Source organism: Veillonella ratti (genome assembly GCF_003992115.1).
GTDB lineage: Bacteria > Bacillota > Negativicutes > Veillonellales > Veillonellaceae > Veillonella_A > Veillonella_A ratti.
Map to the genome: position 1 here is coordinate 23,639 of NZ_RQUX01000003.1, position 14,475 is coordinate 38,113.

Sequence of the window (14,475 nt, forward strand, 5' to 3'; positions counted from 1 at the left end):
ATATGGCTAATAAAAAAGAAAAATAGGCTTAGCCCCGACTTATTTAATAGGCCGGGGCACTCTTATAAGAGAGAGGGAGAAGAAGATGGAACAAGTTAAGGTCGCTTTACTGGGATTTGGGACCGTAGGGCAAGGAACATTTGAATTATTAGTTAAAAACCGTGATTTAATTGCTAATCGCACCGGTGTATCGATTGAAGTCAGCAAAATTTTCGTGCGTAATGCCAAAAAATACAGCCACATTACGTTGCCGGAAGGTACGCAGTTTACGAATGATGTAGACTCGATTTTTGAAGATCCGTCCATTCAAATTATTGTGGAAGTTATGGGCGGTGTCACTTTCGCTCGTGATTGTGTTGAAAAAGCTCTAAAAGCTAAGAAAAGTGTAGTTACGGCCAATAAAGATTTGTTGGCTGAAGCAGGCCCTTATTTATTGGATTTAGCCGGTAAAAACGGCGTTGATTTACGTTACGAAGCAAGCGTATTAGGCGGTATTCCGATTATCCGTACCCTCTATGAATCCTTAGGGGGAAATAAAATTACGGAAATCGTAGGTATTTTGAACGGTACAACTAATTTTATTTTGTCCAATATGACTGAAAAAGGCGCCGGCTATGCCGAAGTATTGGCGGAAGCGCAGGCTTTAGGCTACGCCGAAGCAGATCCGACGGCCGACGTGGAAGGGCTCGACGCGGCTCGTAAATTGGCTATTTTATCATCCATTGCCTTTAACCGTCGTATATTCTTTGAAGACGTATCCGTAGAAGGGATTACTAAAATCGACGCTACGGATATTGCCTTTGGTAAAGAATTCGGTTATACCATTAAATTGTTGGGCATTGCGAAAGAAACTAAAAAAGGCTTGTCGCTTAATGTGCATCCGTCTTTTATTTCCAGCAATCATCCGCTCGCGTCGGTACGCGGTTCCTATAACGCTTTATATGTTAAGGGCAACGGCATCGATGACGCCATGTTCTATGGCCGCGGCGCCGGCAGCTTGCCAACTGGCAGCTCTGTCGTAAGTGACATCATGGAAATTGCCAAAAATATCCAAACTAACCACCTTGGTCAGTTAAAACCATTCTATTTCTCCGAAAAGAATTTATATGCGTCCGGTAAAATTGAATCGTCCTACTACATTCGCATCTTAGTAGACAATTCCACCGGTGTTTTGGCAAAAGTCGCGTCAAAATTGGCGGAACAGCGCATTTCCGTACAAGCCGTAACGCAGCGTAATGAAAGTGAAACGACCTCTACGTTGGCTATTGTTACATCGTCTTGTCCACGCTCGTATATTTCGAATGTAATTGATGCCTTCAATAATCTTCGCGTCGTTCGTGAAATCGGCAGCGTTATTCCTATTATGACCGATTAGGAGGCAATGCAGATGGATACAATTACAGTTAAAGTACCGGCTACCAGTGCCAATTGCGGTCCCGGATTTGACTCTCTCGGGCTTGCCTTGGAGCTTTATAATACATTTACCTTCACGCCCGATAAAACGGCTACCGCCAACACATATAGCTTTTCCGGCTTTGATGCCGATACGTTGGCCAAAGAAGATCAAACTTATAATTTAGTGGGACAGGCCATGCAAGCTGTTTTTCAAAAAGCAAGCTTCGAGCCTATATATGGTAACGTTCACAGTGAAACGGTAATTCCGCCGTCCCGTGGGCTCGGTAGTAGTTCCACGGCCATCGTAGCGGGTTTACTCTTGGCGAATCGCTTATTGGCAAAACCACTTACGACGCATGAACTTTTAGTCTTGGCCAATGACATTGAAGGACATCCGGATAATGTGGCGCCGGCCTTATTAGGTAATCTTGTGTGTGCCGTCAATGATCCGAAAGAACTTTTATATACAACCGTGGCCTTACCGGAAGAGTTACTTTTCGCCGTAGTGGTACCGGAAGTGTCTGTTTCAACGGAATATGCACGGAGCGTTTTGCCAACGACTATTGCGCATAAAGAAGCGGTGGCTAATGTAAGTCATGCCACTTTATTTGTTACGGCCTTATTGCAACATAAATTGGATTACTTGCGCATCGCTTTGGAGGATTATCTTCATGTGCCATACCGCAAAGCGCTCATTCCTCATTGTGAAGAAGTGTTTGAGGTTGCTCGTAAAGCAGGTGCCTATGGAGCCACTATCAGCGGCTCCGGTTCTACCTTGATTGCCTATTGCCCGCGCTCAACAGCACAAACTGTAGCCACGCGTATGGGCGATGTGTTTAATAACAATAATATTCCATGCCGTACTTATGTGCTGAAAGCCGATACGGTAGGGGCTCGATACGTATGATAAATGTTTATAAAATTGCCAAATGAAAGCAATTACTATATAATTATACTGTGAATAGAATGTTACTAAAATCAGGAAACAAGTCTATTCATCAGGACGTAGCTTACTGAGTAGCAAGCTACACATTTATCTTAAGAAAGAGGCAAAACAAATATGAATAATGTTAAGACTGCTGTTTTACTGGCATTGATGACGGGGTTATTGATGGTGATCGGACAGTTGGTCGCCGGACGGGCCGGTCTCATGACAATGTTCCTTATCTCCATGGCTATGAATTTCTTCAGCTATTGGAATAGTGATAAGATTGTACTTAAAATGTACAATGCACAGCAAGTTTCGGGCACGGACAATCCGGAATTATACAATATGGTAGCCGGTTTGGCCAAACGCGGTAATTTGCCGATGCCAAAGGTGTATATCATCAACTCCGATGTACCGAATGCATTTGCCACAGGTCGTAATCCTGAGCATGCAGCGGTAGCGGTTACGACAGGGATTATGAATCTCTTGACGGATGATGAAATCGAAGGCGTACTGGGTCACGAATTAACTCACGTTAAACATCGCGACACTTTAATCAGTACAGTGGCTGCCAGTCTGGCCGGTGTAATTACCATGATCGCCAATATGATGCAAATGTTTGCTATCTTCGGTAGCAGTGATGACCGTGAAAGAGGCAATCCAATCGCAATGTTGGCTACCATTATTTTGGCACCGATTGCGGCCGCTTTAATTCAGATGGCTATTTCACGTTCCCGTGAATACCTCGCCGATGAAGGGGGCGCCGAAATGAGCGGCAAACCATTAGCTTTAGCTTCGGCCTTAGCTAAAATCGATTATTACTCTAAACATGGCATGTTGCCGGGCGGCGAAGCTCAGCTTGGACCAACAGCTCACATGTTCATCATTAACCCCTTGGGAAGTGTGAAAGATTTAGCAAGCTCACTTTTCAGCACACATCCAAGTACAGCATCTCGTATTGAAAAATTAAAAGAATTAGCAAGTCGTATGCGTTAGGAGGCAGTCTTATGGAACACACGTTAGTACTCGTAAAACCGGACGGAGTGAAAAAGAAAATTTGCGGTGAAATCTTGGCTCGTTATGAGCGCAAAGGTTTGACAATCAGCGCTTTAAAATTAATGCAAGTACCGCGTGAGTTAGCCGCTGCCCATTACGACGAACATAAAGATAAACCGTTCTTCCAAGAATTGATTGATTTTATTACGTCCGGCCCGGTTTTGGCTATGGTACTTAGCGGTGATAATGCAGTAGCAGCCGTTCGCCAGTTAAATGGCGCTACGGATCCGTTAAAAGCTAATGCCGGCACTATTCGCGGCGATTACGGTTTGGCTATTAATGAAAATGTTGTTCACGCCTCGGATGCGGTAGCAACGGCAAAACGTGAAGTTGCCCTTTGGTTCCCTGAATTCAAAGCGTAATATATCTTTCTTTTTACAAATGAGGTGATTAGTATGAGTGGTAAAGTATATACTAAGACTGGTGATAAAGGTTCTACATCTCTTTATACGGGTGAGCGTCTTTCCAAAGCATCCCTTCGCGTAGAAGCATATGGTACGGTTGACGAACTTCAATCAGTATTAGGTGTTGCACGCGCTTTTTCTGAACATGAAGATATTCAACAGGTTATCTATGATATCGAAAAGGAATTGTGGCAGCTTATGGCGGATGTGGCCAGTCTCGGCCAGGAACCGAATATCACGGATGCTCATATTGAAAATTTAGAAAAGATTATCGACAGCTATGACGCTAAAATGGAACCGCTCACTAAATTTATCGTACCGGGCGATAAAAAAAGTTCCGCCTTATTGCATCAATGCCGTACGGTAACTCGCCGTGCCGAACGCGCTTTATGGCGTCTTGCCGAGTCCGGGGAAACCGTTCACGATGTGGATATTCGCTATTTAAATCGTTTGTCCGATTGCTGCTATATGTTAGCACGTGCCGAATTTGAACTATAAGTTAGTGGCAGTAACTTCATAAGATTTGACACGTGAATACGGTCACCAATATAAAAAAGCTATGTTACCGAATTATTCGCGTAACATAGCTTTTTCTTTTGTTATATAGATAGTTTTAAACTAAGCGATTTAATAATAACTGACTATTGCTGGTCGATAGTGCCTTTATTGAGTACATCTTCAGGACTTGGATAGTAGAAGAAGACCGTCATGATTTCATAATTAAATTTTTCACGAATTTTTGCCGCTAAAATAGTTTCGAATTCGATGAGATTATTAGGATCGAGATTGCCGTCTTCAACAAGCACCAATAACTGGGGGTCCACTTCGGGGGCATTATCCGGCAGTACTTCACGGCTTAAGGGGATATTAACGATAACACGAGCCGTTGCTACGTACTGATCATTTTGATCGGTAACCACGGCACGATACGTATTTTCCCATAAAGTGGCCATTAATTTTACAAACAAGTTTTTCATTTCCATAGGTATACACTCCTTATCAGTCTTTGATTTATTGTATACTTATTCTAGAAATAATTTCAAGGGTTTATGATATACAAAATCCTTTAAATGTAAATGTAAGGGAGAGGATATTTCTCATGTCGATAGTAGAGAGTCGAATTATATTGTGCACCGGCGGGGCACGCAGCGGTAAAAGTGAATTTGCGGAGCGACTCGTTTTATCCTTGCCCGGCCAAAAAGGCTACGTTGCAACGGGTCAGATTTTTGACGATGAAATGGAAGATCGCGTCAAAAAACATAAAGCACGGCGCGGTAATATATGGCATAATTTTGAGATTCCTTATGACATAACCGCTTCATGGTCAAAGATTTTAGACAGCTGCGACGTTATTCTTATTGATTGTTTGACTATGTATGCCACTAATGCTATGCTAAAAAAAGAGCCTCAAAATCAAGCTGAGTGCAATGAGTTGGCAGATTCATTAGTAGCTGAGTTTAAAGAACTCATAGATAAAACACATAAAGCTGATAAAACAGTAGTTTTTGTAACGAATGAATTGGGTCTCGGAATTGTTCCCGAAAACAGAATGGCTCGATTCTTCCGTGATATTGCAGGCTTATTAAATCAAACTGTGGCCCAAGCGGCCGATGAAGTATATTTAACAATCAGTGGCATTACCACAGAGCTAAAGGCTAAGGAGGTTCATATATAATGGCAAAAAAACTCATGTTCCAAGGAACCAGCTCAAATGTAGGTAAAAGTATTTTAACGACGGCGCTTTGCCGTATTTTTTATCGTCGCGGCTTAAAAACAGTACCGTTCAAAGCCCAGAATATGGCGTTAAACTCCTATGTAACGCGCTGGGGCGATGAAATCGGCCGTGCTCAGGTGGCACAGGCGGAAGCCGCTGGCATCGATCCGATAGTACAGATGAATCCGGTATTGTTAAAACCTACAGGCAACCAGTCCTCCCAAGTAGTTCTCATGGGGAAACCGGTTGGTGTATACAGTGCCAAAGAATACCACACCCATTATTCCTTAACAGCTCTCGATAAAGTAAAAGAAAGTTTGGACTTTTTAGATAAAAATTTTGACATGATTGTCATCGAAGGGGCCGGCAGCCCTGCGGAAGTTAATTTAAAGGCTAACGATATCGTAAACATGCGCGTAGCCAAAATGACAAATTGTCCGGTTATGCTTATTGCCGATATTGACCGTGGTGGTGCTATTGCGTCCATTGTGGGAACGTTAGAACTTTTGGAACCGGAAGAACGAGATTTGGTAAAGGGCATTGTTATCAACAAATTCCGCGGTGACATTAATTTATTAAAACCGGCTCTTGATTTCATTGAAGAACGTACGGGTCGCAAGGTAGTAGGGGTAATTCCGGCCATCGACAATCTGGATATTGACGAAGAAGATTCCGTAGCCCTTGAAAGCAAACACACCACCATTAACCGTGAAATTACCATTGCGGTTATGCAGACACCTAAAATTTCCAATTTTACCGATTTTGATGCCTTGGCTTATGAACCGGATGTAGCAGTACGCTTTGTAAAACCCGGTGACGCCATTGGTGAACCGGATATGGTCATTTTACCGGGTTCCAAAAATACCTTAGCCGATTTAAAATACCTCGAAGATCGAGGCTATGCCGAAGATATTAAAGCGCTTGCCAAAAAGGGCGTACCTGTATTCGGCGTTTGCGGCGGCTATCAAATGCTCGGTGAAAAACTCCATGATCCGGACGGTGTGGAAGGAGATATTCCGGAACTTAACGGCCTTGGTTTATTACCGACTGAAACAACTATGACGGGCACGAAGATGACCCACCAAGTTTCGTTTAACACTACTAAATTGCCATTCCTGGGCATCGATTATAGCGGTGAAAATTTACGCGGTTATGAAATCCATATGGGGGACACCCACGGTGTGGGGACTGTGGCTGATTGTTTTGCTATAACGTCTCGCAGCGAAAAACCGGTGGACGTTATGGATGGTTTCGTCAATGAATCAGGTCTTGTTATGGGGACCTACATTCACGGCATTTTGGATAATGACAGCTTACGTCGTCAAATCTTGAACGCCTTACGCAAGCGTAAAGGGCTCGAACCACTGGACGAAGTGTTCCATTACTTTGAACATAAAGATGCGGCCTATAATCGCTTAGCTGATATTGTGGAAAAACATCTTGATATGGATTATATCGACAAATTATTAGAGGAACAGGCATAATGGACTGGTTTCTACATAATGCATATTATTTTATTCCTTTGTGGGCCTTTTTACTGGATTGTATTGTGGGTGACCCAAGAAGCCGATTCCATCCGGTGGTCCTCATTGGTGATGTTATTTCTTTCTATGAAAAATTTCTCTACGGCGAGCGTGACAGTAACGGCAAGAAGTTGTTATACGGCGGTTTAACTGTACTTTTAACATTGTTAACCGTTACTGTTATAGGTTTTCTGCTGATTTTAATTGCCGGCACAATCAATCCTTGGGTTGGCTATGCCATGCAGGTCATTATCGTATACATTACGATCAGTCCGCGTTCACTGGCGGAGGCAGGGCTTGAACTCGCTCAATTGTTGCGCAAAGGCGATCTACAGGAGGCCCGTCGCAAGGTAGGCTGGATTGTAGGTCGTGATACAACCGAGCTTGATGAAAGTGAAATTACTCGTGCTACTATTGAAACGGTGGCGGAAAATACGGTGGATGGCATTATTTCGCCTTTATTGTTCTTTGCTGTTTTCGGCCCTTTAGGTGCCTTATTTTATCGAACAGCCAACACCATGGACTCCATGTTGGGGTATAAGAATGATAAATATTTGTATTTTGGCCGTATAGCGGCACGTTTTGACGATGTTTTCAATTGGCTGCCTGCTCGTATAACTTTTCTCTTATATACGTTTACTGCCTTTATTTTACGTCATGATTGGCGTAACGCATGGCGCATCGGTTTGCGTGATGCCAAGAAGCATCCGAGTCCTAATGGGGGCTATGCGGAAGCGCCGGTAGCCGGGGCACTTCATATTCGTCTCGGTGGTTATAATAAATACGGCGACACCATGACATTTCGTGCCTATATGGGGGACCCGGACATGAAAATGCGAGGTGTTCATATTCAAAAAACGATTGGCATGATGTATGTTTGTTCTTTACTAGGCGTTGTTATCAGTGCCGTATTAACTAGGATTTTGGTGATATTATGAAGTCATTTTTTATTGGCTTACAGTTTTTAACACGTTTAAAATTGGTCAATCAGACGGAATGGGATATTCACGACTTTGGTAAAAGCGTCGTAACCTTTCCGCTGGTAGGACTTGTTATCGGTGCCTTCATGGCTCTTATTTATTGGCTGTTGGTACCATATATACCGATTACATTATTAGCTTTATTATTGGTTGTGTTCGAGTTTCTTTTTACCGGTGGCTTACATGCGGACGGGTTCATGGACACCTGTGACGGCCTTTTTTCGGGCCGCGATCGTGAACGTAAGTTGGAAATTATGAAAGACAGTCGCGTCGGCTCAAATGGGGTCGTTGGCTTTGTTTTTCTTACCTTATTGAAATGGCAATTAATCGCCCATGTCAATCCAACCATACTTTTACAGTTTTTATTCTTTATGCCGATTATCAGTCGCTATTCCTTAGTGCTAAGTATTCGACTCTTTCACTATGCTCGTCCCGAAGGGATGGGGAAGGCCTTTGCCGTATATTCACCAAAACAAACCCTTCTTTGGACAACACTTATTGCCTTATTACCGGCTGTATATTTCCATTGGCTCTACGCCATCTTCCTCGGTTTAGGAATCTTAATCAATTTAGTTTTAAATTCCTATATTTCCAAACACCTTGGTGGCGTAACCGGCGATACGTACGGTTTTGTTATTGAATCATCGGAATTATTATTGGTATTGGCCGCTGTAGCTGTTGGTATTACTTTATAGTTGTTTTTATAAGTAATATATCTGGTATCAATGAATTCTTTGCATTGTAACAAGGTTTCAAACAAAACTTTTACAATGTATTTACATTGATTTGTGTTATTTTGTGTATATTAGTATGGAGGAACGACAGGTGTCATATTATGTACGAGCACCAGGGACATGCGGTGAGTTTTTGCAAGGGTCCATTGATGGTCAACCGTTTTTGGTTACCTGTCCTATTAATCGCTATTCCTATGCGTTAAGCGGTGTAAAACAACCGCTTAGACCTTATTATTGTTCGCTGCAACCGAAAGCTGCTTTAGCGGCTCAAAAAGTTATCAATTCTTTGGTAGCTGAAGGCACACTGCCAAATAGCCCGGCTGTACAGCGCGCTTGGCGTAGTCCTGTTTATGTGCGTTCAGATATTGCCCAGGGCAAGGGCATGGCATCCAGCAGTGCCGATATTAGCGTAGCCGCCATGGCTACGGCTTTGGCTTACGGACGTGCGCTTACCTTTGAAGAGCTAAAAGAGATTTCTTTAAGTATCGAGCCCAGTGATGCTTCTTTTTATCCCGGTGTAGTTCAGTTTGATTATATTAAAGGAAAAATAACCGAACCCCTTGGCAAGTGTCCGCCAATGAAAATTATGATTTTTGACGAAGGCGGCGAAATTGATACAGTCAGTTTCAATGCGCAGCACGGACTTCATGACCTGATTGCCGAAAAAGAACCGTATATCAAAGAATCATTGGCTCTTTTTAAAGAAGGGATTACTACCCATAATGTGTCTTTAATCGGTCAGGCCGCTACCTTAAGTGCGTTTGCGAATCAGCGTATTTTACATAAACCGTTATTATATGCGTTGCATGAAATCGGTAGTCATTTTAACAGTGTAGGCACGATTATTGCCCATAGCGGCACAATTATGGGACTTTTATTCCCAACCGACGGGGCACCGCTGGCTGATTGTCGCGCCGCTGTTCATCAGGAATTACCGGAGTTATTATATTTAGATACCGTCGAAACAACCAACGAAGGTATCACTTTTATGAAGCGTTAGGAGGTGCTCAGCCATGAACAATACCCACGGTGGTAACATCTATAAAGTGGCGGCCGCTCATAACGTAGCACCACAGGATATTACTGATTTTAGCGCTAATATTAACCCCTTAGGCATGAGCCCCAAAGGGCAAGCCGCTTTGACGGCTCACTTAAGTGAAATCATTCACTATCCGGATCCGGAATACACAGTCCTTCGCCGGACAGTAAGTCAGGTTATGGACGTACCTGATGAGAACATTCTGGTAGGGAACGGAGCGGCCGAATTATTGTATGCCCTCATGACCTTACCGGGTATCGAGGAAGTATTGGTACCGGCGCCGGGTTTTTCCGAATATGCCTTAGCCGCACAGGCTCAAGGCCTATCGGTCTTAGCCTATTCGATGATTCCTATGGCCGCTGATGGTGAAGTAGAATCGGCAAATGAATCTCATCATTTATTTGGGAGTGCTACACCGCATCAGCCGATTACCCATTTTGCGGTTCCTTATGAAGATTTAAAAGCCCATCTCAAACGCTGTGCAGAAGAACAGGTGCGAACAATAATCTGTCTCGGTAATCCGAACAATCCGGACGGCAGTTTGCAAACGCTGACGGAAGTATTCGAAATGGCTGCGTTAGCCCAAGCTTCAAACAGCTTACTGCTTATTGATGAATCATTTATTGAGTTCACCAATGAATCTCATAGTCTCCGGCCTTATTTAGCAGAATATCCGGCCATTGTTATATTGCATTCACTGACCAAATTCTATGCAATACCGGGTTTACGCTTGGGCTTATTATTGGGGGATACGAATATATTAAAAAGTATTGCCGTTCATGTACCGACTTGGTCGGTTAATCATTTGGCCCAGCAATATGGGATAGAAGCCCTTCAAGACGAAGTGTATCGTCAAAAAACACGAGCCGTTGTAGCCCGTGAAAAAGAGTGGCTCTATGGCGCCATTAATGCATTCGATTTTATAACAGCTTTACCGCCGACGGTTAACTTTATGCTTTTACATTGGCAACCGCAACATCCGAGTCTTGCCGATTTTATGGAATTTTTAGAAAATAAACAGCTTCTGATTCGCAGTTGCGAAGCCTATGACGGGCTTGGGCAAGGGTGGTTTCGGATTGCTGTTAAAGATAGAAACCGTAATGAATTATTGATTTCATATGTAAAGGAGTTCGCCCATGCACACAATTTACTTAGTTCGCCACGGCCAGACGGAATGGAATAGCAGTGGTTTTTATCAGGGATTTACGAATGTTCAACTCAATCAGACGGGCATTATTCAAGCTGAAGCGGTGGCTAAGGAATTAACATCCGTACATTTTGACTCCATTATTTCCAGTGATTTAGATAGAGCCCGCATCACGGCGGAAAAAATTCTGGGAGACCGTCAAATCCCGTTTAAAACGGATGAACGACTTCGCGAAATTAATTTTGGCGATTGGGAAGGCCTTACCTATGATCAGATTGAAGCCAAATGGCCACAGTCGATCTACACCATGTATCGTCGTCCCGATGAAGTTAAAATCTCCAACGGCGAATCTTTCCAGGATGTTCAAGAACGTGCTTGGCAAGCCGTAACGGACGAAATGAATACAATCGGAGAAGATAAAACTATCTTAGTTGTGGCTCATGGCGGCACCAACCGTACTTTAATCTGCCAAATGCTAAGCTTACCGCTTCATTTTGCCTGGAATTTCAGCCAAGGTAACACTGCCATCAGCCGTGTGGAGTTTTACGGCCTTACAGAAGATGATCATAATACTTTGAGTCTTTTAAACTACACGAAACATTTGGAAACGATTCAGTTATAATAGTTCGGATTATACTATGAGATTACGTTTAGATAAATTTTTAGCCAATAAAGCATTGGGCAGCCGTAAAGAAGTGCATGCTCTCATAAAGCAGGGTCTTGTTACGGTGGATGGTGTAGTGGCTAAGAAGAAAGATATGCCCATCGATATACCGGAGCAAACGATTTCGGTAAATGGTGAAATTATCGACAGCCGCCAAATTTATTATGTAAAGTTTAATAAACCGACCGGTTATGTATGTGCCATGGAGGATGCTCGTCATCCTACGGTTATGGATATTTTGCCGCCCGAATTTCGCACTATGGGCGTAGGCCCGGTGGGACGCCTTGATAAAGATACGGAAGGCCTTTTATTACTTTCCAATGACGGCGCCTGGGCACACCGCATTATCAACGGCAAAAAACATGTGCCCAAACGATATTATTTTGAATATAGCGGTACCCTTAGCGAAGAGGGCTTAGAACGCATCCGCACCGGTATCATTTTAGGTGACGGTACGGTATGCAAACCGGCTGAAATCATCTTACCCGGTGCAGTGGCCGGTAAATCAGAAGATTCGGATGCCGATGATACCGTTTTACTTAAGAGTGCCGAAATCATAATCGAAGAAGGCAAGTATCATCAAGTTAAACGCATGATAGGGGCGGCCGGCGGTGAAATCACGTATTTAAAGCGCCTCACTGTGGGCCATCTTGATTTATCAGACATCCCGAACCCCGGTGATTTTACCTATCTTGAAGCGTCAGACTACGAAAAACTATAGTCAAAACGCTCATTTTGTGGTATCATGAAATGAAAAAATTTATAGCAAGGGAGTCTTATCATGAACGGCTTATTACGCCTACAGGATTATTTGACTGCGCACCAGTATGATGGCATACTCTTGCTTAGCCAGACCAATCTGAGATATTTTGCCGGTTTTACAGGGACTACAGCCATAGGCTTTGTAACACCGAATACAGCATTTATAGTAACTGATAGTCGTTATACGGAACAAGCAGAGAACCAATGTGAAGGCTATGAAGTCATCCAATACACCGGTTCTAATTGGGAAACTATAGCGGATATTGTCAAAAATCATAATATTACATTATCTGTCTGTGCGTTCGAAGGCAATTATGTGCCGGTTGACACGTATATGACATTTTCTGATATTTTGGTAGGCAGTAAGTTTAAATCTGTTGATTTAACACCTTTACGGGCTGTTAAACGGCCGGATGAACTTACGCTTATGAAAGAAGCTGCCCGCATTGCCGATGAAGCGTTTGCCGCTTTGTTACCGCAATTAAAACCGGGCATGACGGAACGGGAAGCACGCGTCATTTTAGAAATTGAAATGTTAAAACGTGGCTCTGAAGAACCGTCTTTCGATACCATCGTGGCCTCCGGACATCGCTCCAGTATGCCACACGGCGTAGCATCTGATAAAGTCATTGAAACAGGTGATTTTGTTACCTTTGACTTTGGCGCCGTATACCAAGGGTATCATTCGGATATGACCCGCACCATTGTAATGGGGGACGCATCCGATTTGCAACGCAAGCTCTATAAAGTTGTGCTTGATGCGCAGCTAAAGGGGCTCGCCGCTGTAAAAGCCGGTACTACAGGTAAAATTGTAGACGCCGCTTGCCGCGACAGTATTGCGGCCGACGGTTATGGCGATTATTTCAATCACGGCACCGGTCACAGTGTAGGGCTCGACATTCACGAAGAACCGGTGGCATCGCCGCGTTCCGATACTATATTAGAGCCTAATATGATAGTTACTGTGGAACCGGGCGTATATCTTCCCGGGGAAATAGGTCTTCGCATTGAAGACAGTGTTATAGTTACTGACGATGGCTATGAGCTAATCACTCATACCTCGAAGGAATTAATAGAAGTAAAAGGTTAAACGGAGGGATTTAAATGATTTCTAGTAATGATTTTCGTCCGGGCGTAACAATTGAGCTCGATGGCAACGTGTGGCAGGTTGTAGACTTCCAACACGTAAAACCGGGTAAAGGTGCTGCATTCGTACGTTGTAAATTAAAAAATTTACAGACCGGTTCCGTAGTTGAACGTACTTTCAACGCCGGTGAAAAAGTGCCTAAAGCACATGTTGATCGCCGTCGTATGCAATACTTATACGAAGCTGACGGCGCTTATACGTTCATGGACAATGAAACGTATGACCAAGTAGAATTGAATCTTGAACAATTGGGCGAAGCTAAAAACTTCTTGCTTGAAAACATGGAAGTTAGCATCGTATTTTTCCAAGGCATCGTAATCGGTATCGATTTACCGGTAGCTGTAGAACTTCGCGTTGTAGAAACTGACCCTGGTATCCGTGGCGATACGGCAACAGGTGGTAACAAACCGGCTACATTGGAAACCGGCTATGTTGTTAAAGTGCCATTGTTTATCGAAGTGGGCGATGTTCTTCGCGTCGATACACGCACCGGCCAATACATTGAACGTGCGTAATATCAATTAATTTTAAAAGCATTTGTCTTTAACGTACGTTGTTCAAGGCAAATGCTTTTTATGCTATTAAAGAAAGGCAGGGTACTATGAGTGATAAGAATGCATTCTTTGAAGGAGTGACTAAAATAAGCGATAATGTGTATGGCACTATTGCTTCCTTAAAAGCATTGGAAGTGAAAGGTGTCGCTTCTATGAGTACCACTGCAGGCGATGATTTTGCCAATTTAATCGGCATGAAAAGCCAATGGGAAGGCGTTAGTTTACAACGAACATCGGATAACAGTATTACCATCGACTTATATCTTGTTGCTCGTTACGGCTATCGTATTCCCGATGTGGCTTTGCGCGTTCAGGAACATGTAAAAACCGGCATCGAAACATTGACCGGCACACATGTAGAGGGTGTTAATATCTTTATTCAGGATATTGCCTTTGAAAATACAGGCGTTAAGTACATTTAATCGGGA

General features: G+C 43.3%; 17 protein-coding genes. 16 read left to right on the forward strand and 1 reads right to left on the reverse strand.

Annotation, left to right across the window (positions count from 1 at the left end; all coding sequences use genetic code 11):
• Positions 1-85 precede the first annotated feature (85 nt).
• The 5 genes from EO124_RS01805 to EO124_RS01825 all read left to right on the forward strand — a co-directional run bounded on the left by EO124_RS01805 (position 86) and on the right by EO124_RS01825 (position 4,281).
• Positions 86-1,375: a homoserine dehydrogenase gene (locus EO124_RS01805; RefSeq protein WP_127058089.1), complete on the forward strand. Its 1,290-nt coding sequence runs from the start codon at positions 86-88 to the stop codon at positions 1,373-1,375.
• 12 nt (positions 1,376-1,387) lie between these two features.
• Positions 1,388-2,302: a homoserine kinase gene (gene thrB / locus EO124_RS01810; protein WP_127058090.1), complete on the forward strand. Its 915-nt coding sequence runs from the start codon at positions 1,388-1,390 to the stop codon at positions 2,300-2,302.
• A 153-nt stretch (positions 2,303-2,455) separates the two neighbouring features.
• Positions 2,456-3,319 (forward strand): zinc metalloprotease HtpX, encoded by an 864-nt coding sequence (gene htpX, locus EO124_RS01815; RefSeq protein ID WP_127058091.1) that lies wholly within the window; start codon positions 2,456-2,458, stop codon positions 3,317-3,319.
• An 11-nt stretch (positions 3,320-3,330) separates the two neighbouring features.
• Positions 3,331-3,741 carry a nucleoside-diphosphate kinase gene (gene ndk / locus EO124_RS01820; RefSeq protein WP_127058092.1) on the forward strand — a complete coding sequence of 137 codons (411 nt, stop codon included), beginning with the start codon at positions 3,331-3,333 and terminating at the stop codon, positions 3,739-3,741.
• Positions 3,742-3,774: 33 nt separating this feature from the next.
• Positions 3,775-4,281, forward strand: a complete 507-nt coding sequence (locus EO124_RS01825; protein WP_021841858.1) for a cob(I)yrinic acid a,c-diamide adenosyltransferase — start codon at positions 3,775-3,777, stop codon at positions 4,279-4,281.
• Between the two features lie 143 nt (positions 4,282-4,424).
• Here the strand turns inward: EO124_RS01825 and EO124_RS01830 are convergent, their stop codons facing one another.
• Positions 4,425-4,766: a hypothetical protein gene (locus tag EO124_RS01830; RefSeq protein WP_127058093.1), complete on the reverse strand. Its 342-nt coding sequence runs from the start codon at positions 4,764-4,766 to the stop codon at positions 4,425-4,427.
• A 116-nt stretch (positions 4,767-4,882) separates the two neighbouring features.
• Here EO124_RS01830 and cobU point away from each other — a divergent pair, with 116 nt between their 5' ends.
• The 11 genes from cobU (at position 4,883) to EO124_RS01885 (ending at position 14,469) form a co-directional block, all read left to right on the forward strand.
• Positions 4,883-5,458 (forward strand): bifunctional adenosylcobinamide kinase/adenosylcobinamide-phosphate guanylyltransferase, encoded by a 576-nt coding sequence (gene cobU, locus EO124_RS01835; protein WP_127058094.1) that lies wholly within the window; start codon positions 4,883-4,885, stop codon positions 5,456-5,458.
• A complete protein-coding gene (locus EO124_RS01840; RefSeq protein ID WP_127058095.1) occupies positions 5,458-6,981 on the forward strand; it encodes a cobyric acid synthase in 1,524 nt (507 codons plus the stop codon). Before cobU ends, EO124_RS01840 begins: the two co-directional genes overlap by 1 nt.
• Positions 6,981-7,958: an adenosylcobinamide-phosphate synthase CbiB gene (gene cbiB, locus EO124_RS01845; RefSeq protein ID WP_127058096.1), complete on the forward strand. Its 978-nt coding sequence runs from the start codon at positions 6,981-6,983 to the stop codon at positions 7,956-7,958. Before EO124_RS01840 ends, cbiB begins: the two co-directional genes overlap by 1 nt.
• Positions 7,955-8,695 carry an adenosylcobinamide-GDP ribazoletransferase gene (gene cobS, locus EO124_RS01850; protein ID WP_127058097.1) on the forward strand — a complete coding sequence of 247 codons (741 nt, stop codon included), beginning with the start codon at positions 7,955-7,957 and terminating at the stop codon, positions 8,693-8,695. Before cbiB ends, cobS begins: the two co-directional genes overlap by 4 nt.
• Before the next feature lie 130 nt (positions 8,696-8,825).
• Positions 8,826-9,734 carry a GHMP family kinase ATP-binding protein gene (locus tag EO124_RS01855; RefSeq protein WP_127058098.1) on the forward strand — a complete coding sequence of 303 codons (909 nt, stop codon included), beginning with the start codon at positions 8,826-8,828 and terminating at the stop codon, positions 9,732-9,734.
• 13 nt (positions 9,735-9,747) lie between these two features.
• Complete coding sequence (locus EO124_RS01860) at positions 9,748-10,956, forward strand: aminotransferase class I/II-fold pyridoxal phosphate-dependent enzyme (RefSeq protein WP_127058099.1); 1,209 nt, start codon at positions 9,748-9,750, stop codon at positions 10,954-10,956.
• Positions 10,910-11,542, forward strand: a complete 633-nt coding sequence (gene cobC, locus EO124_RS01865) for an alpha-ribazole phosphatase (RefSeq protein WP_127058100.1) — start codon at positions 10,910-10,912, stop codon at positions 11,540-11,542. Before EO124_RS01860 ends, cobC begins: the two co-directional genes overlap by 47 nt.
• 16 nt (positions 11,543-11,558) lie before the next feature.
• A complete protein-coding gene (locus EO124_RS01870) occupies positions 11,559-12,305 on the forward strand; it encodes a pseudouridine synthase (RefSeq protein ID WP_127058101.1) in 747 nt (248 codons plus the stop codon).
• Between the two features lie 60 nt (positions 12,306-12,365).
• The gene (locus EO124_RS01875) at positions 12,366-13,436 is read left to right on the forward strand and encodes a M24 family metallopeptidase (protein WP_127058102.1); all 1,071 of its coding nucleotides are present in this window, start codon (positions 12,366-12,368) and stop codon (positions 13,434-13,436) included.
• Positions 13,437-13,450: 14 nt separating this feature from the next.
• Positions 13,451-14,008, forward strand: a complete 558-nt coding sequence (gene efp, locus EO124_RS01880) for an elongation factor P (protein ID WP_006556749.1) — start codon at positions 13,451-13,453, stop codon at positions 14,006-14,008.
• Between the two features lie 86 nt (positions 14,009-14,094).
• Positions 14,095-14,469 (forward strand): Asp23/Gls24 family envelope stress response protein, encoded by a 375-nt coding sequence (locus EO124_RS01885; protein WP_021841847.1) that lies wholly within the window; start codon positions 14,095-14,097, stop codon positions 14,467-14,469.
• Positions 14,470-14,475: the final 6 nt, after the last annotated feature.

Coding starts and splice junctions, on each gene's coding strand:
- EO124_RS01805 (WP_127058089.1), top strand. CDS start 86: ATGGAACAAGTTAAGGTCGCTTTACTGGGATTTGGGACCGTAGGGCAA.
- thrB (WP_127058090.1), top strand. CDS start 1,388: ATGGATACAATTACAGTTAAAGTACCGGCTACCAGTGCCAATTGCGGT.
- htpX (WP_127058091.1), top strand. CDS start 2,456: ATGAATAATGTTAAGACTGCTGTTTTACTGGCATTGATGACGGGGTTA.
- ndk (WP_127058092.1), top strand. CDS start 3,331: ATGGAACACACGTTAGTACTCGTAAAACCGGACGGAGTGAAAAAGAAA.
- EO124_RS01825 (WP_021841858.1), top strand. CDS start 3,775: ATGAGTGGTAAAGTATATACTAAGACTGGTGATAAAGGTTCTACATCT.
- EO124_RS01830 (WP_127058093.1), bottom strand. CDS start 4,766: ATGGAAATGAAAAACTTGTTTGTAAAATTAATGGCCACTTTATGGGAA.
- cobU (WP_127058094.1), top strand. CDS start 4,883: ATGTCGATAGTAGAGAGTCGAATTATATTGTGCACCGGCGGGGCACGC.
- EO124_RS01840 (WP_127058095.1), top strand. CDS start 5,458: ATGGCAAAAAAACTCATGTTCCAAGGAACCAGCTCAAATGTAGGTAAA.
- cbiB (WP_127058096.1), top strand. CDS start 6,981: ATGGACTGGTTTCTACATAATGCATATTATTTTATTCCTTTGTGGGCC.
- cobS (WP_127058097.1), top strand. CDS start 7,955: ATGAAGTCATTTTTTATTGGCTTACAGTTTTTAACACGTTTAAAATTG.
- EO124_RS01860 (WP_127058099.1), top strand. CDS start 9,748: ATGAACAATACCCACGGTGGTAACATCTATAAAGTGGCGGCCGCTCAT.
- cobC (WP_127058100.1), top strand. CDS start 10,910: ATGCACACAATTTACTTAGTTCGCCACGGCCAGACGGAATGGAATAGC.
- EO124_RS01870 (WP_127058101.1), top strand. CDS start 11,559: ATGAGATTACGTTTAGATAAATTTTTAGCCAATAAAGCATTGGGCAGC.
- EO124_RS01875 (WP_127058102.1), top strand. CDS start 12,366: ATGAACGGCTTATTACGCCTACAGGATTATTTGACTGCGCACCAGTAT.
- efp (WP_006556749.1), top strand. CDS start 13,451: ATGATTTCTAGTAATGATTTTCGTCCGGGCGTAACAATTGAGCTCGAT.
- EO124_RS01885 (WP_021841847.1), top strand. CDS start 14,095: ATGAGTGATAAGAATGCATTCTTTGAAGGAGTGACTAAAATAAGCGAT.